General features: G+C 37.5%; 24 protein-coding genes and 1 pseudogene. 18 read left to right on the top strand and 7 right to left on the bottom strand.

Going from position 1 to position 23,109, the window contains the following annotated elements; genetic code table 11:
• Nucleotides 1–756 precede the first annotated feature (756 nt).
• Genes CDG79_RS22760 through CDG79_RS22750 form a run of 3 tightly spaced genes read left to right on the top strand, consistent with a single transcriptional unit; the run spans nucleotide 757 to nucleotide 3,064 of the window.
• The gene (locus tag CDG79_RS22760; RefSeq protein ID WP_094344168.1) at nucleotides 757–1,590 is read left to right on the top strand and encodes a nucleotide-binding protein; all 834 of its coding nucleotides are present in this window, start codon (nucleotides 757–759) and stop codon (nucleotides 1,588–1,590) included.
• Nucleotides 1,591–1,616: 26 nt separating this feature from the next.
• Complete coding sequence (locus CDG79_RS22755) at nucleotides 1,617–2,384, top strand: hypothetical protein (RefSeq protein WP_094344156.1); 768 nt, start codon at nucleotides 1,617–1,619, stop codon at nucleotides 2,382–2,384.
• Between the two features lie 35 nt (nucleotides 2,385–2,419).
• Nucleotides 2,420–3,064: a DUF6753 family protein gene (locus CDG79_RS22750; protein ID WP_094344155.1), complete on the top strand. Its 645-nt coding sequence runs from the start codon at nucleotides 2,420–2,422 to the stop codon at nucleotides 3,062–3,064.
• Nucleotides 3,065–3,068: 4 nt separating this feature from the next.
• Here the strand turns inward: CDG79_RS22750 and CDG79_RS22745 are convergent, their stop codons facing one another.
• Entirely contained in the window at nucleotides 3,069–3,818 is a 750-nt protein-coding gene (locus tag CDG79_RS22745) for a response regulator transcription factor (RefSeq protein ID WP_094344154.1), read from the bottom strand.
• Nucleotides 3,819–4,072: 254 nt separating this feature from the next.
• Between CDG79_RS22745 and CDG79_RS22740 the strand changes: the two genes are divergently transcribed.
• The gene (locus CDG79_RS22740) at nucleotides 4,073–5,347 is read left to right on the top strand and encodes an ATP-binding protein (protein WP_094344153.1); all 1,275 of its coding nucleotides are present in this window, start codon (nucleotides 4,073–4,075) and stop codon (nucleotides 5,345–5,347) included.
• A gap of 292 nt (nucleotides 5,348–5,639) precedes the next feature.
• Here the strand turns inward: CDG79_RS22740 and CDG79_RS22735 are convergent, their stop codons facing one another.
• Both CDG79_RS22735 and CDG79_RS43935 read right to left on the bottom strand, forming a co-directional pair.
• Nucleotides 5,640–6,359 (bottom strand): hypothetical protein, encoded by a 720-nt coding sequence (locus tag CDG79_RS22735; protein ID WP_223278266.1) that lies wholly within the window; start codon nucleotides 6,357–6,359, stop codon nucleotides 5,640–5,642.
• A gap of 14 nt (nucleotides 6,360–6,373) precedes the next feature.
• Nucleotides 6,374–8,455 (bottom strand): annotated as a pseudogene (locus CDG79_RS43935) (hypothetical protein); the annotation flags it as partial.
• A 176-nt stretch (nucleotides 8,456–8,631) separates the two neighbouring features.
• On the opposite strand from CDG79_RS43935, the gene CDG79_RS22720 reads away from it, so the two are divergent.
• The 4 genes from CDG79_RS22720 to CDG79_RS22705 are packed head-to-tail and all read left to right on the top strand — an operon-like array spanning nucleotide 8,632 to nucleotide 13,293.
• Nucleotides 8,632–9,222, top strand: a complete 591-nt coding sequence (locus CDG79_RS22720; RefSeq protein WP_223278265.1) for a TnsA endonuclease N-terminal domain-containing protein — start codon at nucleotides 8,632–8,634, stop codon at nucleotides 9,220–9,222.
• A complete protein-coding gene (locus tag CDG79_RS22715; RefSeq protein ID WP_094344151.1) occupies nucleotides 9,219–11,456 on the top strand; it encodes a Mu transposase C-terminal domain-containing protein in 2,238 nt (745 codons plus the stop codon). Before CDG79_RS22720 ends, CDG79_RS22715 begins: the two co-directional genes overlap by 4 nt.
• Nucleotides 11,405–12,490 carry a TniB family NTP-binding protein gene (locus tag CDG79_RS22710; protein ID WP_223278264.1) on the top strand — a complete coding sequence of 362 codons (1,086 nt, stop codon included), beginning with the start codon at nucleotides 11,405–11,407 and terminating at the stop codon, nucleotides 12,488–12,490. Before CDG79_RS22715 ends, CDG79_RS22710 begins: the two co-directional genes overlap by 52 nt.
• Nucleotides 12,491–12,519: 29 nt before the next feature.
• Entirely contained in the window at nucleotides 12,520–13,293 is a 774-nt protein-coding gene (locus CDG79_RS22705; RefSeq protein ID WP_189525091.1) for a TniQ family protein, read from the top strand.
• A gap of 323 nt (nucleotides 13,294–13,616) precedes the next feature.
• Here CDG79_RS22705 and CDG79_RS22700 read toward each other — a convergent pair whose 3' ends face one another.
• The gene (locus CDG79_RS22700) at nucleotides 13,617–14,060 is read right to left on the bottom strand and encodes a hypothetical protein (RefSeq protein ID WP_094344149.1); all 444 of its coding nucleotides are present in this window, start codon (nucleotides 14,058–14,060) and stop codon (nucleotides 13,617–13,619) included.
• A gap of 276 nt (nucleotides 14,061–14,336) precedes the next feature.
• Here CDG79_RS22700 and CDG79_RS22695 point away from each other — a divergent pair, with 276 nt between their 5' ends.
• From CDG79_RS22695 to CDG79_RS22685, 4 genes are all read left to right on the top strand, one after another.
• Entirely contained in the window at nucleotides 14,337–14,588 is a 252-nt protein-coding gene (locus CDG79_RS22695) for a hypothetical protein (protein ID WP_094344148.1), read from the top strand.
• Nucleotides 14,589–14,865: 277 nt separating this feature from the next.
• A complete protein-coding gene (locus CDG79_RS22690; RefSeq protein ID WP_223278263.1) occupies nucleotides 14,866–15,126 on the top strand; it encodes a sigma factor-like helix-turn-helix DNA-binding protein in 261 nt (86 codons plus the stop codon).
• A gap of 13 nt (nucleotides 15,127–15,139) precedes the next feature.
• Nucleotides 15,140–15,271, top strand: a complete 132-nt coding sequence (locus tag CDG79_RS44905) for a hypothetical protein (RefSeq protein ID WP_258169731.1) — start codon at nucleotides 15,140–15,142, stop codon at nucleotides 15,269–15,271.
• Nucleotides 15,272–15,377: 106 nt separating this feature from the next.
• The gene (locus CDG79_RS22685; RefSeq protein ID WP_094333671.1) at nucleotides 15,378–15,629 is read left to right on the top strand and encodes a hypothetical protein; all 252 of its coding nucleotides are present in this window, start codon (nucleotides 15,378–15,380) and stop codon (nucleotides 15,627–15,629) included.
• Nucleotides 15,630–15,870: 241 nt separating this feature from the next.
• On the opposite strand, the gene CDG79_RS22680 is transcribed toward CDG79_RS22685, so the two are convergent.
• Complete coding sequence (locus CDG79_RS22680) at nucleotides 15,871–16,458, bottom strand: Uma2 family endonuclease (protein ID WP_094344147.1); 588 nt, start codon at nucleotides 16,456–16,458, stop codon at nucleotides 15,871–15,873.
• Between the two features lie 300 nt (nucleotides 16,459–16,758).
• On the opposite strand from CDG79_RS22680, the gene CDG79_RS22675 reads away from it, so the two are divergent.
• The 6 genes from CDG79_RS22675 (at nucleotide 16,759) to CDG79_RS22650 (ending at nucleotide 21,112) form a co-directional block, all read left to right on the top strand.
• On the top strand, nucleotides 16,759–17,994 hold the full coding sequence (locus CDG79_RS22675) for an AIPR family protein (protein ID WP_094332603.1): 1,236 nt from the start codon (nucleotides 16,759–16,761) through the stop codon (nucleotides 17,992–17,994).
• Nucleotides 17,995–18,227: 233 nt separating this feature from the next.
• The gene (locus tag CDG79_RS22670) at nucleotides 18,228–18,518 is read left to right on the top strand and encodes a hypothetical protein (protein ID WP_181154399.1); all 291 of its coding nucleotides are present in this window, start codon (nucleotides 18,228–18,230) and stop codon (nucleotides 18,516–18,518) included.
• A complete protein-coding gene (locus tag CDG79_RS22665) occupies nucleotides 18,508–18,891 on the top strand; it encodes a toxin-antitoxin system TumE family protein (RefSeq protein ID WP_094332604.1) in 384 nt (127 codons plus the stop codon). The genes CDG79_RS22670 and CDG79_RS22665 overlap by 11 nt, the downstream gene beginning before the upstream one ends.
• A gap of 169 nt (nucleotides 18,892–19,060) precedes the next feature.
• Nucleotides 19,061–19,330 (top strand): hypothetical protein, encoded by a 270-nt coding sequence (locus CDG79_RS22660; RefSeq protein ID WP_094332605.1) that lies wholly within the window; start codon nucleotides 19,061–19,063, stop codon nucleotides 19,328–19,330.
• A 25-nt stretch (nucleotides 19,331–19,355) separates the two neighbouring features.
• Nucleotides 19,356–19,880 (top strand): hypothetical protein, encoded by a 525-nt coding sequence (locus tag CDG79_RS22655; RefSeq protein ID WP_094344146.1) that lies wholly within the window; start codon nucleotides 19,356–19,358, stop codon nucleotides 19,878–19,880.
• 281 nt (nucleotides 19,881–20,161) lie between these two features.
• Nucleotides 20,162–21,112, top strand: a complete 951-nt coding sequence (locus tag CDG79_RS22650; RefSeq protein WP_094344145.1) for an RpoD/SigA family RNA polymerase sigma factor — start codon at nucleotides 20,162–20,164, stop codon at nucleotides 21,110–21,112.
• A 142-nt stretch (nucleotides 21,113–21,254) separates the two neighbouring features.
• Here CDG79_RS22650 and patX read toward each other — a convergent pair whose 3' ends face one another.
• Together patX and CDG79_RS22645 are read right to left on the bottom strand one after the other, a co-directional pair.
• Nucleotides 21,255–21,485, bottom strand: coding sequence for a heterocyst-inhibiting protein PatX (gene patX, locus CDG79_RS41265; RefSeq protein ID WP_143855553.1), 231 nt, complete (start codon nucleotides 21,483–21,485; stop codon nucleotides 21,255–21,257).
• A gap of 415 nt (nucleotides 21,486–21,900) precedes the next feature.
• On the bottom strand, nucleotides 21,901–23,034 hold the full coding sequence (locus CDG79_RS22645) for a heavy metal-binding domain-containing protein (RefSeq protein ID WP_094344144.1): 1,134 nt from the start codon (nucleotides 23,032–23,034) through the stop codon (nucleotides 21,901–21,903).
• Nucleotides 23,035–23,109: the final 75 nt, after the last annotated feature.

The raw sequence follows: 23,109 nt of genomic DNA, 5'->3' as shown, positions 1-23,109 counted from the left end.
GCGGTTATACCTGTTGATATTTTATTTTTTGGATCTCCCTTACGTCGATGTGGATGCATAAATTGTTGAGTGGTATTTAAATTACAACCCAAACTTGTCTCAAAAATAGAGATATACTTTTTTGATTTTTGCTTTATAGACAATTTTATTTAGCAAATATAAATTTTGTATTTTTAATTGGTTTATTAAATATTTAAAGGTATTTCACAGCCAAAAATTATTAACTTTGTATATAAGTTTTAAATACAAAATTAATAGTTTTTTACATCGAAAAACTTTGATTGAATTTACATTTAATAGTTAAGTTGCAAATTAAATAGAATACTAGTTTGTTTCTATACTTAAGTAGAATCGCGATACTAAGGTTAATTTCTGACAAATTATCTTGGTTTATGGCTGATGACCAATATTTATATTCTGATTTTATCTAAATTGCGCTCAAGCAATATTAAGTAATAGATATCTTATGTTGACCTTTATTTAACATTTATAAGCAATTCGCATAATTTACTGCCGACATAAAAATTATATTTAGGCATTATTTTACAAAAGAACAAAAAAATCATTTCTCTTAATTCTAGTTTTGGAAAGAAGTATTTTTTTGCAGATTGTGTATAGATATGACTACTGTAAAATTATAATATCTTGCCTTAGTGCTAAGATTTACTGGCTTTAATTAATTGCCAAGTTTCATAAAGGTTTATCTTTTAAATTTTCTTAAATATGGCTCGTACTAATACTAAAAAGGATAATTTTATGTCTGATAATAATCAGGAAGAAGGGAATCAACAAGTTCAAGTTGAAGATAAGCCTAAAAGACTTGTCATTGTTACTGGTGATAAAGGTGGAGTTGGTAAGAGTACCTTTGCACGGGCTTTGCTACAGCTTTATATTGACAAGAATCTTTGGTGTCTAGGATATGATGCTGATATGCGTAACAACCAACTTCGCCGTCACTACGAAAAATATACTGGTCTAATCCGTTGTATTAATGTTTTTGATAAGGGTAAGGCAGACCAATTATTGATTGATTTGGAAGAAGACTATTTTCCCCTTGTTTTAGTTGATATGCCAGCGCAATCCGGAGGTGTTTTTGAGTTATTTGTAAAAGAACTATCCTTTTTTGATATGTTAGCAAAAGAACTTGGCTACAAAGTTACGATGCTATCCGTCATCAATCGACTTCGCGATTCTGTAAATATTTTAGAGGCTTTGCATGAATACTGCGGAGATAAAGTTAACTATGTAGTTGTTAAAAATTTGTTTTTCGGAGATGAGGATAAATTTGGTCGTTATGACTTATCCCCTATTCGTCAAACATTAAAAGCTAAAGGGTTAGTAGAAGTATTAATGCCTGATTTAATGGATTATTGCTACGATTTTATTGATGATAATGATTTAACATTTGGGCAAGCTTTGTTTAAAGAATATGGTTCCTCTATTTCAGTTCGTGCAAGAGTTGGCGCATGGTTGAAAGATTTTGAGGAAAAAGTGCAAGTTGCCCATGATTTTTTAGGTTTTAATTGTGAAATATTACCGGATGGAAAATCTCATTCTTCAAATATTGTTACTAAGAAAACTTCTGTATAGCAGCAATCTTAAAGTGCAGCATAATTATGTTTAAAAAAAGATTTGTTATTACGATTGGTGATTCTCGTGTTGGCAAGTCTACAGTTTCTAGGTTGTTGTTGGATCTGTATAGGACTCATGATTTAAACATTCGTGCTTTCTACCACGGTCAGCGTCCTGATGGCTTATCTAATAAATTATCATCATATAATAGATTGGGATTTAATGTTAGACACTTAGGACTTAATCGAGGTGACTCTGATATCTTGTTAAATGAATTAGAGATGTTTTCAGAAATAGATTTGGTACTTACTGATATGCCAGGTCAAAATCTCTTAGATTTTTTTAGATTTGATAAGGAGATATCTTTTTTAGAAAATTTAAATTCTTTAGGCTATCGTGCCACTTTTATTCATCCTATCTCCAACCGTAGAGATTGTGTCAACTATTTGCAGTCTCTTTATCAATTTGTTGACAATCAAGCTGATTATTTAGTGATAAAAAATTTTTATTTTGGCGATAGCTTTAAATATTATAACGGCACTCAAATTCAAGAAAATGTTAATAAACTAAATGGTATAGAGATGATATTACCCAAACTCGAAGATTATGTATATCAAGATTTAGAGGATACTAATTTACCTTATAGTATAGCGATTACTACAGAGTCAGATATGCAATTATTATATCGTTCGGTGGTATTTAATTGGATAGAAAGTTTTCATCAAATTATCATTAACCACGATATTGCTCCGGTGTATTTAGGTTTAAAAATGAACCGTACTGAACTAACTCACCAACAAAGTTATTTTTAAAGCCTATATTATTTTAAACTTATTTAATTAAAAATATGGATTATACCAAAAATATTGATAAAGAAAATGATTTTAGTAAAGAGGAATTAGAGAAGGAGAAAGAATATTTAGAAGAGTTGATAGTTAAGTCAGGTATGAAGCCGTCTGACCCTTTGTTTAAGTTGTGGGCGCAGATTGGCTCTACTCAATATGCGATTATGCAGCTACCTGGCAAGCTTGATGCTGTGATAGCTGGTTGGACCATTAGGGTTGATAATAAATTAAATAATGCTGCTGAAGTGGCAATAATTCAACAGCAGGCTGCAATCGCTAAAGCAGCTGAAGAGTTAGTAAGAACTACTAAGAAGGCTTCTCCTGAGAAAGTTGCTGCTGGTTTGGGCGTGTTTGACGTTAGTAATTTGAAGTTAGCCCAGATCGGTCTTGCTTTGGGCTGCGTGCTGGCATTGGGTGCGGTTATAGGCGCTTTTACTTTTAATATGGCTATAGCAACAGTATCTGCTACTAAATCCTTTACTGCGGCAAATCTTAAGCCTGAAGACGCTAGGCTTTTAGAGTGGGCTAAATCTAAACAAGGGCGTGATGCTCGCTCACTTTATAATAAGAATGCTGGTATCATCCAAACTTGTCGCCAGACCAAAAATCCGGGAGGCTGCATAATTGATGCTAAGACTGAGAAATAGACAATTACGCAGCTAAAAATTCGCGCTTATTGTAATCGGGAGTAAATTCTTTTGTCTGTTTGTATATTTCCTCGGTTAGGTCTTCTGAACAGAGTATTCCCAGTCTTAAAGCTTCGCATACAGCTTTTCCTCTGGTGGGTCTATGCTTCTTATCTTCCCCTGGTTTATCAAGCTTGCCGATTATTCGGTGAGCGTGCGAACGTACAGTACTAATTTCCAGGCAAAGTTTGTTAGCCATTTCTTCGTAGGTCAGTCCTTTGGCGAGCAATTTTAGTACTTCGTATTCTCGTTTTGTTACTGTGCTTCCGGGAGTATTTTTGGCGTTAATCTCCCACATAGCTTGCGCCACGATTGTGTGTATTTTGCTGTCAATCCAAGATTCGCCTTTGAAGGTAGTTATGACAGCTTCGATAATTTTACTTTCGGCATTGTTTTTACTGTAAAAAGAAGTTGCTCCCTTCTTAAATACCTCTTTGACTAATTTTTTATCACAACTTCCTGTTGTAATAATAGTTTTGATTTTGTTTGAGTAAACTTGGACGATCTCCTCAACTACCTGTATTCCGCTGATGTCAGGTAGACCTATATCTACAATTACTACATCAGGGTCTGTATTTTTGATAACACTTAGAGCCTCTTTGCCGTACCCTGTTTCTCCGCAGACTTCGATTTTGTTACTGCTTTCTAGAACTGCTTTCAGCCCAAGCCTGAATATATTCTGGTCTTCTACTATGACAGTTTTTATAAGTTTCATATTCTCAAATTTTTTATTATATCGTGATATTTACTTATAACATTCCTATAAATTTTCGGCTGTAACTTAATTGTATTTATACATAACTATCTTTTAGCTTAATTATTTTTTCATATTTACATAAAATTTAATAAACAGGGTAATTTTAAACTTTCGATGAAGTTTAATTAATTATTTGATTTAGTATTATTCCTGTGGTTAGTGTTGCTGGTATGGTGCTTTGATAATTACAGTAGTGTTTGTATGTAACTTGCGTGTCGGGCAAAATATTGGTAATTGGCAGAAGGCGCAATCAGGTTGTTGCTAGTGTTCTTGATAGCTTGCAGCAGTCAAATTACTCGGTGGTTACTAAGTCTGCAATACCTGATAATAAGGAAGGTATTGACTTGATACTGGACGTTACTTTAAAGCCAATTAGTGTCCGTTCTGAAGGTTTACCAGCCATAAAACTGGTGCAGTCAGCGGATGATTTATGTATTCCCGACTTTGATGATTTCGTGGTATATCCTTTTTCCTCGTTTGAGTTATTGAAGCGCGTGGATTTATGTTTGCTCCGGCAAAGCGATCGCTTTTGTAGACTTCCTCAATATTTGGAGATGGTATCCCACGATGTTTATCATCCCTTAAGGACAGTTAACTTTGTTTTAGGTTTGACTAGGGCTGGTAACTATGGTAATAGCCTGGAACAACTTGATTCTGTGCTAGAGACATGCTGTTCTACAATTACCGTTACTTTGGGTGTGCTTGCTGATTTGAAGAGCCAGTTGAGCCAAGAGCCAGTGGGAAACATCGAATATATCAATATTGCTAGCCTTCTGCATTCTATACACGCTCAGTTTTTAAACAGTGCGATCGCGCAGAATATAAATTTTTCAATTCTAGTTGAACCATTAGCTGCTGATGCGTGCTTGTACGCGAATTACAACCACCTTTGGCGGATGGTTTGTAACTTGATTGTTAATGCTTTTAGGTATAGTCCTGGTGGTGGCTCTGTTGCCATTAAGCTTGATACTCAGGGAGGTCGTTTCCTCCGCTTGGCGGTTCAAGATACTGGCGTAGGTATTACAAGAGTGCAATTGGAGCAGTTGAATATTGATTTAGGTATAAGTCAGTGCATAGGAATTAGTGGTAGTGCATTTTCTGAGCCAAACTATTTATTTGAGGAATGTTGTGCTAACGGGGGAGATTCTATGAATGCCCAACAAAGTTCTACATTACAAGAAGAATTACATCCAACGCGAATTTCTGTACTTAACAGCAGACGCTGTAAGCAAGAGCGGGAGATACGCGAATTGGGCAGTTTGGCTGGTGACGGGACATTTACTCTTGATGCTACTGGCTCTCATGTAGCTTGTGCTGGCTTGGGCTTGCGTACAGTTAAGTATGTTGCAGATTGTTACCAGGCTAGTGTTAGCGTGTTTTCTCAAGTAGGTGAAGGTTCAACATTTGTCATAATCTTTAATTTAGAAGCAAATTTTCAATGTTATTCTCAGGATAAATACTTACTTGAGAATAATACTGTCTCTTAAAATGGAAAACCCTCAAAAAAAAATACGTGGTTGGATCGGATTATCGATAGTATCGTGAATTTATCCAATCGATTTGATATCGGCTGGCTATTTTTTTGTGGCTTTAGTCTTCAATCATTAATTTTTATCTACAATGTCTTTAATAATCAGCTAAGTAACGCTGATTATTTGCGAGTTGCTTATTGTATTGGTATGGCTGGAATTACTTTCCCTAAAAACAAGATACCGAATAAGTATATATTCATCGCTTGTGGATTTTTTGTCGGTATCTTGATAGGAATACTTTGATTAATTACTCAATCTCATTATCGTTCGATTTGGAATTAATCGGTTGTTGAGCTTGTTGGTGACTGTAGCGGTTTTGTTCTTCATTAAATAGTAATGTAAACCGCTCAAATTCTTCTTGGCTAATGTTGTTTACTACGATAATATAGCTAGGTTCATCATTATTTTTGGAAGCTACCAGCGCTTTTCTATTTTCTGAATCTAAATTTCTGTCCAGCGAGAGTATATTTGAATCTTCTTCGAGTTTGATGCTAGCTGTGTATTTTTCACCTTGGTAAACAACTGAGCCATTTTCTTGCTCACCTTTATTGCTTAATACCTCTAATAACTTAGGAATTATTACCTGCTGCACATCTGAAGTTTTTGCAATTGCTACATTTTTATTTTCGACGGATACTTCATTTTTACTATTTTTATCATCATCTTTTTTATCAGCGCTGGATGTGAAATTTTCTACGTCAGTAATTGTACTTTGAATTTTATCTTGCTTGTTAATTTCAAAACTTGGAAAATTGATTGGTTCTACACCTTCAATGCTGACTTGGGAGAGTGCCACTTTTTCTTCGTGCATTGTACTTGCCCTTTCAAAAAGTGCTTCTTTAGCTTTCTCTTTGTCTGATGATGTAACTACTGCAATTTCTTGCGCTTTTTTAGCAATACTTTCATCAGTTATACCTAACCTAGTCATATCTTCTTGAAGATTGGCATAACGCATTGCTTCTGTCATATTCCTCATATTATTTACCTTTCTACAAGTTCTCTTCTAATATTTTGAAGATTATGTTCAATTCGGAAGTTCATAAATCTAAAGTCATTTACAACTTCTTGATTTAGCTTATTAACTTTGGTTTTACCTTCTCTCAAGTATAGTAATACATTGTTATCCTTGTCTTTAATTACATAAGTTTCCTCTTGGACTTTTGTTGCTATTTGATAATTTTTATAGTTTTCAGTTTTAATACTCATTATACCGTTTATATCTTCTTTACCCAAGACTTTAACAACACTTTGGGCAAGTTTTGTTATTTCATTAATTTGTTGTAATTCTTTAACATCTCGTGACATTGCTTTGAAAGCATTTTCCAAACTGTAACTGCTGTCATTTATATACTGTGCAGCTACTTCTTGAATTCGGTTTAGATATTTCTCTGATCTCCCCAATTTTTGGGCTGCTTCATACCAATTTTGGAGATTTTGAACTGTACTTTGTTTGATGTTATCGAGAGTTTTGTCTAATGAATTTGTTTGGCTATTAGTTTGTGTTTGTGATAGAGCTTGCTGAATGTCCGTACTTATAGTTCGTGGATTTTTAGGAAAAGTGGTTGGCGAGAACCTTGTTTGTGGTTCCGGTAATGGTTCTTGACTGGGCGTAGGCTGTATGATAGATGCTGTTTGATTCTCCGTTGCCCGTGAATTAGAATTTTCTAGCGCTTTGGTGTATCCTTGGGTGAGTGCGCGGATGTAGGGTGATTGTAATCCTTTTCCTTCCCAGAAATTTTTCTCTTTGTTTGACACCAGATAGCTGCACTGTTTCAGCCATTCGGCTCCTCCTCTTTCAGTTACAGCTTCCATGAGTTTTGCGTGTTGCTCAAACCTTGCTTGGAGGATTTCAGCCATTAACTGTACCCTTGGCTCTTTGAGGGGTACTGTTTCCTTGTATGCGTAAAAAGCTTGTTCGACTGACAGAAAGGGCTGTCCTGCTGGCTTGGATTTGGTGTAAGTTTCAGGACCGTATATTCCAGCGGGCATTTCCTGGTTATCACGGAAAGAGACTGGGTAATCATTGACAATAGCTCCAATCTCTTTGGATTTGACGGTTGTACTGGTAAGTACAGCACCTAGTGGATCTGGACTGCGGGAATTGAGGTTGATGCCAGGGGCAAATTGAGGCACTTGTGTGAGTAAATTTTCTGTGCTCCTGGTTTTGCCCGTATCAGTCTGTTCTAATTTAGTATTAATTAGGGAAGTCTGGTTTTTGGTGCTTTTAGAAGTTTTCTGTTGTGTGACAGCATCGTTTGGTATCTCACTTGTTGTGGTTGTGTTTTCTGGGGAAGTGCTAGCTTCGTTTGTGTCTTTAATATTCTCAGTGAAACCTAGTTTTGCGTATCCTTCTCTACGAGAGGCTGCGCCAATATTACTTAGTTTTATTTGGTAGCCCCGTTCTGTCAGATAATTTTGGACTAACTGGTCAGTGCCTTTGGCATTACCTACTACAAACGAGCTTTTAGCTTCGATTGCAGCATTAAGTAGAGGAACGTATTCTTTTTCAAATGTGTGTTTTATCTGCTCGTTTGTTACTCCACGCCAGGGACCAGAACCTGAAACCATAATTACGTCACTGGCAGAATAATTGCCCGTATTTGCGCGATCGCCCCAAACTTGTTCATAATTTCGTGTACTAGAAGGTGTTTCCGGAGGTGCGGCTGACTTACCAATAAACTGTGTCGCTATTTCAGCCATAGCAATGTCTTTCTTCATGTGTTCGGCTACGGCTGGATTTATGGGTTGTAGGTTGGCAAGCAGGTTGTTTTTAGCTGGTGTTTCAGAGGACTGTCCTTCTGCTGCCTCTGGGTTGTTATTGACTGAAACTTGATAATCGTTTTGCAGTTTGCCTTCTTCTTTGGCAAGTGCAGTGGCTAGGCTGAGTGCTGCTCCTAATCCGTCTTTGGAGTCAGGGCTGATATTAACAGATATGGGAGTTTGCTTTTGGACGGGTGGAAACGGAACAATCTTGCCGTTGGCGTAATCCCCAAGGGGTTCCATGAACAAGCCGTATAGTTTACTTTTACTTGCCTGGGTTTGTGTCGGTTCGCAGACTAAGTGAAAATTGTCGCGGACTATGTGAAAAATTGTCGCAGACTAATTGAAAATGAGCGTGGATCAATTAGGCTGGAGAAATTATCACTAGATTGGGGGCAAGAAAGCCTTTGGCAAACGGGGTGAGAAGAATCACCAATAGTGGATCAAAGAAAATTATTGGTAAATTCCCCAGTTTGAAGATGGACACCATCATTTGGTGGGAGTCCCAAATTGAGCGAGATTACATTTATCTGCTAGAGATTGATCCAACAGTCCAGTCATACAGGGGACAGCCATTCAAAATAACTTACATCTCAAAAGGTGTAACTAAAAACTATACCCCCGATTTCTGGGTACAAAGAATAGGGCAACAACAGGTGATAGAAGTCAAACCTGCATCCCAGGTTAATGACCAAAAAAATCTTGATAAATGGAGACATATCAGCCATTTATGTGAAGAGCGGAGCATGAAATTTATGGTAGTGACTGATACAATGATTCGGCAGCAACCTAAACTGGACAATATTAAGCTGTTATACAAGTATGCCCGTAGTCCATTGACACTACAACAATACTTAGACTGTCAATGTTATTTCACTTCCAGAGAACCAACGCCTTTCAAACAGGTGTGTCATGATCTAGAGCGAAAAGGAATATATCCCAATCTATTATTCAAACTACTGTATTTTGGCTGGCTGTCAACAGATTTAATGGAATCTATAGGTGCAGCAAGTCTAATTCAACTATCTCAATTTAAAGGTGATGTTCAAGCATTACTTTTGGATGTATGAATAGATACCAAATCCGACCTGGACTTCATTTTTGGCTAAAAGGGCGCGAATATGTAATCAAACAGCAGTTAGCCAATGGTGAATTACAGATATGTGAAGTCGTTACCGAAGTCTTGTCTAGAATTACATATACAGCTTTAGTTCAGTTTCTTTTTAGGGAAGAATTAGAACTTCAATCAACAGAATTTTTTGGTGTTGTTAAACGAAAAGGAAATGAGACTCAAGCTGATTTTACTCAACTTCCTGAAGAAATTCGCTTTGAAGCTAAAAGAAAATACAGCTATGTAAGCTTTGTTTTAGAGCAAGATATACCTCAAAGGACTCCAGCTAGTCTGCAACCGATTATTGAACAAGTATCAGAACAAATTAATGACCTTAGTCCGCCAAATTGGTTAACACTTTACCGTTGGCTAAAAGCTTATGAAAGCTCAGGTCAGGATATTCGTTCATTAGTTCCTAAGCATAAATACAAAGGAGATTACCGACCCAAACTAGAGAAAGAAGTAATTCAAATTATTGATAGTTGCATTCAAGAAATCTATTTAAATCCTTCTCGACCAGATATGGCAGATGTACATGATGAAATTCTGCGCCAAATTAGGCAGGAAAATCTTACTCGTGCAAGCATTGGTCAAAAAGCTTTAGAAATTCCACATCGTTCAACTATTTACAGATTTGCATCTAAATTAGATCCATGTGTAGTCGCTAAAAAACGTTTAGGCAACCGTATAGCCTCTCAAATGTATGACCCAGTAATGAAGGGGCCACGCCCCAATCGTCCTTTAGAAAGGATAGAAATTGACCACACTAAACTGCCATTGTTTGTAGTAGACGCAGAACATCGAATGCCTATTGGCACCCCTTGGTTAACTTCTGCTGTAGATAAATATTCAGGAGTCATACTAGGGTATTACGCCAGTTTTGAACCTCCGAGCTATTTATCGGTAATGCAATGTTTGCTACACGTTATCCGTCCCAAAAATTATCTAATCGAAAATTTCCCAAGCGTAGTAAATACTTGGGACACTTATGGACTGCCAGAAGTGATTGTGGTTGATAATGGAAAAGAATTTTATAGTACACATTTTGAAGATGCTTGCTTATCTTTGGGAATAGCTATTCAATATTCACCACCCAGAATGCCCTGGTACAAAAGTTCAATAGAACGATATTTTGGTGCGGTAAATAGTCAACTTTTGAGTGACCTACCAGGGAAAAGCTTCTCAAACTTTATGAAGAAGTATGATTACAACCCTCTGAAAAATGCAGTGATTTCTTTTGAAGCACTGCAAGAAATTCTACATATCTTCATTATCGATATTTATAACCAAAGTTCTCATCCAGAATTAAAATCGCCTCGGACATCTGTGTGGTCAAAAGCTATCCAAGAGTTTCCTCCAGCTTTACCAGGCTCTTATCAACAACTAAAAGTATTAGTGGGAAATATAACCACACGCAAAGTCACTAGAAGGGGGGTAGAGTTTGAAGGACTTATCTACAATAGTTTTGAATTATCTCGCTTCCGTTCATCAGCTTTAGCATTAGAAAAAGCAATTGTTAAATATGACCCTACAGATTTATCTCAAATCTATGTTTTTGATCCAACAATTCATCAATTTTTATCTGTTCCTGCTCTCAGCCAAGAATATACTAAAGGGTTAAGTATTTGGCAACACCAAGTAATTAAAAAACTGGCACGTCAAGAAGCTGAAAAAGTCGATATTATAGCATTAGCTTTAGCCAAAGAGCAGATTCAAAAAATTGTTGAGCAGGAATGGATGTCATCAAAGAAAGGCAAAACCCGTACTGCTATGGCGAGATGGAAAGGTATTGGTCGTTCAGGGCTGAATACAGGAGACTTTGAGTTTTATAAAGATGAGCAGCCTTTGAATAATGATATGGCTATAAATTCAATTGATCCTTCTTCTGTTACTATACCAAAGAGTGAAATTTCAGTAATGTCAGGCATATCAGAGCTTGGTAGTGCATTCAATAATGAATTTTCATCATCTTCAATTGAGGAAAAAATAGAAGTTGAAAAATTTAATAATGTTCAAAGCACATCTTGTAAAGACAGTGGAGAGAATTCAATAAAACCGAATAGGAGAAAAAGCTCACTCAATCAAAAACTTAATGTCGAAGTTAGTGATAACATTTCTGAAAATTTAGAAGAAACTGCTTCATGGAAGCCAGACTTATCTGGTTGGGATGTGAGCATTGGATTACCTTCATAAAAATTATTAGTATGCCCAAAATGCCAAAATCTTTGTCAAACATGACTTTATCAGAAAAGCTATCCATAGCTAATAATATTTATGTTGCCTATCCTCGATTTAAAGAAATCTTATCTGCAATAGAGGATTGCCATAATTTTTCTAATCTCAAAGATGAACCTGAATGCTTATTCTTAAAGGGGGAAACTGGAGCAGGTAAAACTACTATTTTTAAAAGCTATGCTCAAAAATATCCCAGAATTGAAACAGATTCAGGTACTATTGTAAAATTATTGTCTGTGACCATTCCATCTCCAGCAACCGTCAAAAGTGTTGTGAGTAAGCTGTTATGGGAATTGGGAGATCCTGCTTATGAAAAAGGCACCATCAGCAATCAAACAATCCGACTAATTGGATTGATGAAAGATTGTGGAGTTTCTTTAGTTTTTTTAGACGAATTTCAACACTTTATTGATAGGGATTCAGCCAAGGTTCTCAGAACAGTATCAGATTGGCTGAAAAATTTAATACTCGACACAAAGGTACCGATGGTACTTATTGGATTACCCGAAGCTGAAGCAGTTTTTAAATTTAATCCTCAATTAAGCCGAAGATTTGCTAATAGACATAATCTTAGCCCTTTTTCTTGGACAGAGGATTGCGGAAAAGAATTTCGGACTTTTTTACACGCAATAGAATCGCAGCTTCCCCTTGAATTAGAATCAAATTTAGCTAGTGAGGAGATGGCTTTTCGTTTTTACTATGCTTCTGATGGAATTATAGCTTACGTAATGAAGCTAGTTCGTTATGGAACTTACTTGACATTAACAGAAGGTTTAAACAAACTTGATTACCCGGTTCTGGCTAGGGCGTTTGAAAAATATGTAAAAGCTGATAAGCCTTACAAGAAAAACCCTTTCCTTAACGATGATTGTTTAGTAAATCTAGAAAATAAAATATCTTTAAACGAATCTCTGGTTAATATAGGAAGTACTAACCAAAGAATTAAAACTAAAAAGAGAAATCAGAAGGCATCGGATGTTCTGCATAAATAATATTAAACGTGTGTTCCAATAAAAAACTTTTGCGCCGACCTCGCCCGTATATAGATGAGAGTCTCATTGGCTATATTGCTAGACTTGCAGATACTAATTATTACCCTTCTCCAAATTATATTTTAAAAATTTCTCAACTGAGAGTCACAGGAATATATAGTAATATTTTTATCTCTAAAATTGATGATTTATGCATCCTTAGTCAGATCACTGAAGTAGAAGCCAGTATTCTTTGGGCAATGGCATTTTCTTCAACTAATTCTTGTAGCTCTGCATACATCTTCACAAGCGTAGTCAAAGCATTTGGCGAAAATATTTCTACCTCCTTATTTAATAAAACTGGGGCCAGATTTTGCCCTATCTGTTGGCAGACCAAAGCTTATTATTCTCAGGTTTGGCATCTATCTCGTGTTACAGTATGTCCATTTCATAAATGTTTTTTGATTGATACTTGTTACAACTGTAATAATAAAATCAAGTTTTTAAGACCGAGATTGTTCAAATGTCAATGTGGCTTTGATTTACGTGATTCTCAAATAAATATCGCCAATATCGAAGAATTTGCTCTGTCTTTCCAGATTTACAAACTGTGCCAAGTACCTGAAATAGAATCTATTAATTACAATAGTCAAATTCAAGATTTAGAAGCAGCAAAATCGAACAAATTAAATAACCTTTCCGATTACAATTATGATTTATTTGAAGGTTTGATAGCAAAAGAGCCAAGAGTTAGAAATGATACATTTTTTCCTTTGCTTGGATTAGAAAAATTACTTAATTTTCGGACACAGATGTTGGAATAAATCACTAAGACTAAGTACACGTCATCGTAAAAAAGGGTTGTAAATGAAAATTGCCATGCCTGTAAAACAATACGGTTCAGTTAAGGCTAAAACTCTTTGTCAAAGTCAACTTTTTTAACGTAGACGCAAAGCGGTGAGCCAGTCCGGTGGACGGGTTCCCCGGCATAAAGGAACTGGCGAACCCGTAGGGCTTGCCGCAGGCTACCGCAGAGGAAACAGAGAGAAGAGAAAAAATGCTTAACCCAAGCATATTGGGGTTGATTGGGTAAGTTGAGCTACTAAATGGCTTGGCTGAAAAATCCTAGACAATTGAAGAAGCAGCATCACCCCTCATACCCTACTAAATACTCCTGAACTAAAGAAAATAAAGCGATTGCCATCTGTTCAAATTTATCGCCGTCTGGATAGGGGCAAGGTACAGCCAAGTTTTTGTCATTTTGCCAGTGCTTATTGTATGGTTCTGGGTCTAATGGTGCGTAGATAAAAGTTAACACCTGATCGCGCCACCAGCCACTTAACTGAATTAGTTTCTTTCCTGGCAACAAGTAAAAGTTAAAACTAGGATAGTAATTATGTTTGTGGAGAGGATCATAATCAATCAAACTATTTTGAAAGTAAGCTTCAAAATAAATAGCGTCTGATGAGCGATTGTAGACTCTTCCCTTCTCCTGGATAGGAGATACTTTAAAACGTAGCCAAGGGAAATGCGCTTGAGCTATTTTTATTGCCGCGAGTTCAAATTCGATGGGAATAATAACGTTATTCATTTTCTCCTTTTTGCTTTAATAACAATTTAGAAAATTTCGATTTATTTCTAACGTTTATTTTAGGGTAATATAGTCTAAAAATAAGATAACTTTGCTAAAATTTAACTGATTTTTAAGTATTCTAATAATTGAAAACATCTAATTAAATATGCCTAAAATTCAGGAGAAAGATTGTTGGTGATTTATAGACTGCAAAGTGATGACGGGTGAACTCCCAGAGAACTGCCCTAATCACGAAGTATGTAAAGCGTTAGGTTTGCCACCTCAAAATAGAATGTGTGGCATTCCTTATCAAATATAGATCAGTTATTTAAAGTATCTACACTGGAAGTCTTTAAATCATTAGACAGTGAAGCAAAAGAAGCAGGTTACAGTGCAGCAACTAATATTTGTTACAGTTATAAAAACTATTGTTTAACTGTTGGTAGAGATGAGTTTGGTTTTAGCCTTGATATTCCAGCCGAAGCAAGAGCTTTAGGCTTTGCTGAAGCCGAAAAATGTCATATCAATATCGACGTGGTAAATTAGCGGAGATATCACACTAGACGCTACTCATTCCAAAAGTGAATTCCGTACCTCATTTAAGGTGGGCTGTACTAAGGTTAAGATAAAAATACTACAATACAGTTACGTGCAGAATCAAAAGAAATTTTCAATTAGTCTGCGAATTTGGTAGGAAATTTTCAATTAGTCTGCGACAATTTTTCACTTAGTCTGCGACAACACAAGCCAGAAACCCTATTCTTCCGTTGACAATTTTTCACTTAGTCTGCGAACCGACAGTGAACTAGTCGATATTTTACCGATGGATAGCATTTCTCTAGATGAGCAAATAGCTCAGGAGCTTTTACACCAAGACTTGAGCGAGTTGCTGGCATTGCTTAAGCCAAGGCAACGAGAAGTATTGACTCTACGTTTTGGATTAGAAGATAATCAAGAATTAACTTTGAGTCAAGTTGCAAAACGCCTAAATCAAAGCCCGGAAACAATTCGTAAAACTGAACATCAAGGTTTAAAAATTTTGCGCTCTCATCAAAACAAGATTAAAGACTATCTTCTTAATTAAGTGTTTCATTTATATGAGCAAAATCCGCTACTCCAAAGACTGTAAACAAGTCGCCACTGCCTTTTTAGATGCCTCCAATTGCGGCTGTCAGGAGTGCGGTGCGATCGCATACCCGCACTTTCCGGTGGCAATTACCTCTGCTTAGTCCCTGGCGAAAAACCATCAGATTGTTACTGTTTCAATCAAATGGCGCATGAATATATTGATGCCCAGAAACTATCCTTATAAATAGAACAGCGATTATAGAACCGATGCCCAGCAAAACAATTGATGTCCGAGAGTACACCGTTAGAGCGCACAAGCGGGAAATTCACACTCGCGTTTTTAACTTCGTATGTAAGCAGTGTGAACAACCCACACAACGAGAAACGTTTGGTGTGCGACCACTCTACTGTGAGCAATGCCGTCCGCCACAAGCACCCAAGCAATCGAAAGTAGTCCCTATAGGCAAGAGGAAACCTAGAGCGATGAACTACAAGAGTGGCAAAGGTATTGGTGGGTGATTTTTTGTTTTGACGTAAGGGCAATATCTTCTCTTCTCTTTCAGAGACGCACTCGCGTTCGACAAACGCCAACGGAAAAAGCGGTTACGGCAGTTGCATGAAGTGGCTAGCCGTGACTCTTCTGTGGATTCGCTGTTACAAGGGTTGGGGATTTTGTCAACCCGTATTTGTGATCCTTGCAGCCAAAGCTGCTGGCGGCTGTTGAGAGAGAGTACAAGCTTGTATGGGAAATTGCGTATTTCTAGGCATTTACAACCTTGGGAAATACCCGATTCAAGTCTAATAAAACATCTTCAAATCCAGGAATCGCTACTGACTGATGTGGTAAAGATATCTGCTTGCTGAGATAATTGAATTCACCTTGAGCATTTTGATAGGGTTGGCTATAACGCTCAAGTTGGCGAACATTTAAGTTGACAATCCAATAATCAGAAATTGCGGCTTCTGCGTAGATTTTTAACTTTGTTGTTTGGTCGTAATCTAGGGTTGAGTCCGAAATCTCAATCACTAAAAAAATATCTTCTGGATAAGGATGATGGGCGAGATAATCTTCGTCTTTGCCACGTGCTACCGCCACATCTGGTTCAGGTTCACTTTGCGAAGGCAAAGTAATCGGATCTTGTCCGCGAATCACGGCGCGATCGCCCAACAACCGATCCAATTGGCGGCATAAGATAGAACCGCAGACTGTATGAGGTGTGCCCTTGGCTACCATCTGAATTAGTTCTCCGCGAATCAACTCGATGCGATCGCTCTCATGTAGAAATTCCAGTTCAATCAGCCGATGATATTCGTCAATAGTAAATCGTTTTGGTGTGACAACGTTCATGGGACATCATCGATTTAACTGTTATCTACTTTCTAGCTTACCATCTGTATTCATTAGCTGTTGTCCATCTTGTGCCCATTAATTTTTCTTGTCAAACGGGTGAGATGTTTATATCTCTATTGACTGAGTGCATTTTTCTGCAAAGACAAACTTATACCGTAGCTGCGAAAAAACGTAGTTTTTCATGCAGAGCAATCGGTGGCAGTCCAGTTTTTTGGTATCTTCTCTTGGTATTACACCCAAGACCTTGCACCCTAGTTTTGGTTAACATAGAAAATCCCCTGACATTGCAAATATTGTATGCCCAAGACTTGGAACATCAAGATAGATAACTATATTCAAGCCAACCCCAATTGCATCATCGCCACCGCCCATGTAGACTCGTTCCCGATAGACCTGCCGCTAGAACCGAACATTCGCGAACCAAACCGCAAAAGCGCGACCTACAGACAAATGTTCGATTCACTGACCACCGAACCTGCAAAATTCTTCTCTCGCCACAGTGGAATCGTTCTGTCAGCCAATAAAACTAAACCTGTCAAGAACAAAACTGAACTGGAGCTAGAAGTCTTAGAAGCTAACGAGGGTGGTAGCGACGGCATTATTAACGGGGGGCATACAGTTTTAGCTTTTGAGCAAGCGAAAAATTACAAATATGACCTAACCGAAGCCAGGGTAAAAGTTACGATTCACATCGGACTGACTGAAGAATCAGCTAAAGATATAGCCCTGGCTTCAAATACCACAACGCCAGTAGATTCTCGCTCCAAAGTCAACGCTAGGGGTGATTACAAATTCATCAAGCAGTATTTAGCCCAGTTAGAACAGAAGGAAGATAGAAAATTCCGCATCGCCTATTATCAAAACCAAAGCGGCGCTCCCAGAAATGCCCAGTGCAATGTTACCCATTTGCTCAAGCTCCTTTACTGCCTCGACAGAAATAAATACAACCCCGACGGCAATAAACGAACCAAACACCCAGCAGGAATGAGTCTTCCAAGTAACATCACAGATGCAGAAAGGGAAAGATTAACCACTTTACTGCCTCTCTTGACTCATGCCCTGTGGATAGAGCAAAGGCTGTACGAAATAATCCAAGAACATATCAGCAATCCTAGAAGAAAGGGTGCTAACGACCTAGCATCAATAGATATACGTAAAACTACGCTTTTGCCTGACAGCAAGTATTCATTCGGGTTTGGTGCGCCAACCGACTTAGCACTACCGATAATCGCATCATATCGGGTATTTCTAGATAAAGATTATAAATGGATTCTGCCGTTTAACGAATTTGCTGAAGATTTTCTCCAACACCTGTGGAATAACTACTTCCGCAAATATTTGGTGTCGGAGAAAACAGCAGGAAATACAGTAGGGACAAAAATCAGCCGCAATCAAGAGATTTGGGAAAGTCTGTATATCTCGGCGCAGAGTTATCTAAATCAGCACTTGGTGAAAATGGTTAACTTCAGTAAGGAAGAAAAATCGAAGGTGACACAAGGTACAAAAGGGCGTGTGCAAGCAGGTAATAAATAATAGTACAAGGTTTCTATTGAGACATTCGTTTTGGATGGACGATGGCTTTTAATAGTAAACAGTTATCAGTAAAGTCTTTGGGTTTTAACTGATAACTGTTTTAAGTGATAGCCTAACTTGTGAAATCGAAAAAGTGCCATTGCTCACAGATTATTTTCCATTTCCATATACAATAACATCTGCTCATTCAAGGGCTATTTTGTGAATTCAACAGTAGTAGGAGAGGAAAAATAATGGCTGAACTCAAACTCCGGTCAAAAGATCCAGATTCCCTCAGACGCATTATTCAAAGTGCTTTGTCAGAAAGATTACAGAGTGTGACAGCAGGAATCAAAAGAACAGAAGAACGGATTCAGGAATTTGAAACCAAATATAAATTATCGACTGAGGAATTTATCACTCAGTTTAATAATGATGAATTATCCCATAGTTTTGACTTTGATGAGTGGATTGGAGAAGCTCGAATATTGGCACATTTACAACAAACAAAAGAATCCATAGAGGAGATTGATTTTGTTGATTGAAGATTATTTTCAGCAAGTTGAAATTTTAATTGAATCCTCAGAGATAGTTAAAATATTTCATGTAGAAAATGAAAAAAGAGGAATGTATGAAGGTTTTATCAGAGCCAAACTCGAATTTAAAGATAACTCCTTGCTGCATTTGAGGGAATTTGTTTATGTTGAAATAGCACTTGATAGAAAAATGTATAGCTATCAATATATGAATTCAGAGAATAATCTAATTTTTCGCTATGACAATACTGAACATCACCGAAAATTAAATCTGACTACTTTCCCTCATCATAAACATGATGGGAGTGAGGATAATATCGTTAAATCAGATGCTCCTTTTTTAGCTGAGATCCTAAAAGAAATTGAGAAAATATTAGTATAAGTGCGATTCCTACGGCAGACGTTGCCAATTTCGACCTATTCCCCTTTTTGAACCAACAATTTCCCAGACACCCCAGCCGTAAAACCCAATCCAATCGCCGCCAAAGTCACAGTAGACTTGATAAATAACGTCGCAATTCCAATAACTGCACCCCAAAAACAAGGAATAAATGAATTCGCAAAATGAACTCCTAAAACAGCAGTTGATAGAAGCGATTTCTTGTCAGAATCTGCAAGAAATTCAAAAAATCCTAACCTTAGCACAATTAGAAGATGAGACAATAATCCTCAAAGAAGCTCTCGTGCAAGTAGAGTATACAAATTTTGTTTGGTTCTTGCAAGAATACGTAGGTAAAGAAAGTTATCAACAAGCCGTAAAGGATGTATCGACAAGCATGACTCAAAAACTATTTTCTTGGAGGTTTCAAGCCAGGGGTTGATTTCAACTTACACCCAGATGGTAGGATGTTGGCATCAAATGAGGCAAATGAATATTTAGAAAATTATCACTCTAAACAACTAGAAAATAGTCAAATTTCTGTTGTAGCTTATACACTGCCAGAGCCAATGCAGATGTTAGAAAAAGCTTTAGGTGTGCGATTTTTTGAGAATCTTGAGAGAGTGGCAGCTAAACGTTTAGCCACAATGGATGATGCGACAGCCAGTATTTATGGTCTATGGCTGATGCAAGGGATCAGTGGTCGTCATCCATTGCTGGAAAAAGATTTTTGTGAGTGGTTCATGATTGAGATTTGTGGTGAGCGATTGTCAGCCTTAGCATCAACCGAGATTCAAGGCTTGGAGTTTAATGGCTTAGTGGTATTTGAAGATTTGTTGATGGCACTGGGCAAAACAAATGTATCGATAATGAAAGAGAGCGACCTAACTCTTGAAAATTTGCGGTTACTAGATAAAGTTTGGACGGGAGAAAATATGCGAGTGTTGGAATTAATTGCCATCTTGGAAAGGGATGGCGAACTAGATTTTTAATCTTTCCAGTTAAGTCAGGAATTTTCAAAATAGCTTGAATAATGCCAACTAATTAATTCTCAACAACTTAAGTTTAATGACAATAGCACTCAGAGGTAGAACTTTGGGATGGAGCTATAGTAAGCGCTCACTGAATACCGTTATGGATGATTGCGTTCTAAATTGAATTCAACTATTGCAATCTCAGGTTAATATTTTTGTTTGTGTTAAATTAGGAAAATTAATTCAGCGATTTGATTTATACTTTTAGATTCGTCTAAATATCAAAAAAGTTTTGTCGTATGTCCAGCCTGAGTCCAGACATGGTTCGTATCTATTTGCAAGAGATTGGTCGTTACCCAATGCTAACCGCAGACCAAGAAATTGCTTATGGGAGGCAGGTACAGCAAATCATGGCAATTGAGCAAAGAAAAAATGAACTCACCCAACAACTAGCTCGTGAGCCAACAATGGTCGAATTAGCTGTTGATGTTGACAAAAGTGAATTGGAAATAGCTCAAATACAAAATCTTGGGCAACGAGCCAAACAAAAAATGGTGACAGCAAACTTGCGTCTGGTGGTTTCGATTGCCAAAAAATATACTAATCGCAATCTCGAATTCTTAGATTTACTGCAAGAAGGGGCAATAGGTTTACAAAGGGGTGTAGAAAAATTTGACCCCAATCGCGGCTATAAGCTTTCCACCTATGTATACTGGTGGATTACGCAATCAATCACACGGGCAATTGCAGAGAAATCCCGTACTGTACGTTTGCCAATTCATATCACCGAACAATTGAACAAAATTAAGAAGGTACAGCGAGAATTATTTCAGACACTGGGTCGTCCAGCCAGTGTTGTAGAAATTGCTGAAACTTTAGATTTACAACCAAGCCAGATTAGGGATTTTCTCAGCAGTTCAAAGCAGCCAATTTCTCTAGATGTAAAGATTGGAGATAACCAAGACACAGAACTTAGCCAACTTTTACCAGATGAAGGCATATCTCCAGATGAACATATCACCAAAGAGCTTTTGCGCCAAGACATTAATAGTTTATTAGAATCACTCAAACCGACGCAACGTGAAGTATTAATTTTGCGTTTTGGGTTAGAGAACGATCAAGAACTAACTTTAGCTCAGATTGGAGAGAAATTAAATGTCAGTAGAGAACGAGTTCGCCAAATTCAGCAGCAAGCAATCACTGTTCTACGTCGTCAAAAAACTGAAATCCAACAGTATTTAGTTTCGTAAGAAGTACTTATTGATGATATTTTCGGGACTAATTAGCGAAAAAAAAGGCTGAAATAGGGTTACAGGTTTGGGTGTAGGGAAAGACAGAAGTCTTACTACACCCCACACCTTTTGATTTTTTCAGATCCTGTGAAAAGTCAGATTAAACAAGAGGCTCAATATTTTTGAAAGGTTCAATTAAATATCTACGTCCACCGCCTCTATAAGGTACAGGAGTACTAGGAGTATTAGATTTGGTAATCTCTGAAAATAACTGTTGTGTTTTATAAGTAATCAGCAGTGTCGGTGATAATTTATTTGTATGTATTTGGTTATTAAGACTTAGGAAGCAAAATACAAAAGTCCCGACTAAAGTATAGGGTGTAAAAGACATAGTTAATAGCTCTATTTTATCTCTATTAACTAATACTTAGTCTTTTTCAATTATCCGGTAAATATGTCTAAATATAATGGAAGAAATATTTTGTTTTTGAGTTTAGAATCGCCATAAAACTTTGTTTGAATACAACTATTATATAAATCTTTGACAAAAGGACTAATGAAAAAAGTCATGAATTCGACCATGACTTTTGGCACAAATAAATGACCATTTAGCCAGTTACTAGGGATTGATGAACTCTCAATACTGCGTAGGTTTTGGAATTTATTCGTTGAGGCAAGCTGTTCAATAGCCGGGGGAGAAATGGAGGCTGGCGTTTAGTTTTGCCTCAAGAGCCTCCCCTGCTTATCCGAACCGTATTGGCGAACCGTATTGGGACTGTCCTCTACCTCCAGCATAAGTGCCTTCTTCAAGAGGGTTGATTTAATTTGGTTATGAGAGTACCTTCAGCAGTGTTTACAAAGGTGTCTCGATCTGAAATAATTGCTTGTGGTATTAAAGTAGTGGAGTGAGTGGTAATTCCTGGCAGCTTTTTGACAGCAGTGCCGATAGCCATAAACTCGATAATTCCACTACCTAACTGATAAACATAAGTTTTAATCCCAACAACGAGGTCAGCGCCACTATTACGAGCATCAGTGGCGATGTGGGCAATAGCTTGTTCGCGTGCTTCGTAAATTAATGTAGTTAATTCATTAATTTCACCACGGACAAAGGACTTGAATGCGGATGTGATTCCTCCAACAAAACCAAGAGAATATACGGAAACACCCAAAACCAATTTTAAAGGCATATAACCCAGGTTGATCAGATTCCACATTTCCTGATTAGTTAAATCGCTGGTAATAGGACTTTGACACCATGCTACTGTAAGAGCAGGATGGTTTGATGCAGTACCAATCATTACCATCTCTTGCATCCCAGCAAAAGGAATAATTGATGTCTGAATTCCAAGCACAGCATTAGCACCTGTACTTAAGGCTTCAGACTGAATTCGCTTTAAGGCTAAGTGACGGGTTTGGTTGAATATAGAGGAAAATTCTTTAATTTCTCCACGTTTTAAACTTTTGAGGGAGCCAAGTATTCCACCGCCGACTCCAATGGAATAGGCAACATTGCCAAAGACAAACTTTTTCGGTACAAATCCGGCATCAATTTGGCAGTAGAGTTCCTGTCCGTCGGCAGAGGTAGAAAATTCTAATTTTTCAGATTTTTCGTCACCTTGGTGAACACAGGAGCCAATGGAGAGGAATTCTACGTTGCCGACTTGTTGCACTAAATCATTGTTAACGCCTGTGATGCCAATTCCGCCATGCTTTTCTGCTTCAGCCAACATTCGGGCATAAGCTTTTTGCCTTCCTTCATGAATGATGCTAGTGACTTCGGTTACTTCTCCGCCGACAATGGTTTTGAGTCCTGATGAAATTCCCCCAATTAGTCCCAGTGAAAAGACACTGTTTCCAATGACTAAATCTCCCGGATACATACCCTGTTGTCGAAGACAAAAGATTTCATTGCCAGAGAGTCCGCTGATTGCAACCATGCCTTTGACTCCAGTAATTTAGATGAGTGTATAATAACCCCGTTCAAAATGGGGAGTTAGTCATTTATAACTGAT

Source organism: Nostoc sp. 'Peltigera membranacea cyanobiont' 232, from assembly GCF_002245985.1.
Taxonomy (GTDB): Bacteria; Cyanobacteriota; Cyanobacteriia; order Cyanobacteriales; family Nostocaceae; genus Nostoc.
Note: the sequence above shows the minus strand (reverse complement) of the source record. Positions and strands in the feature narration are given on the sequence as shown.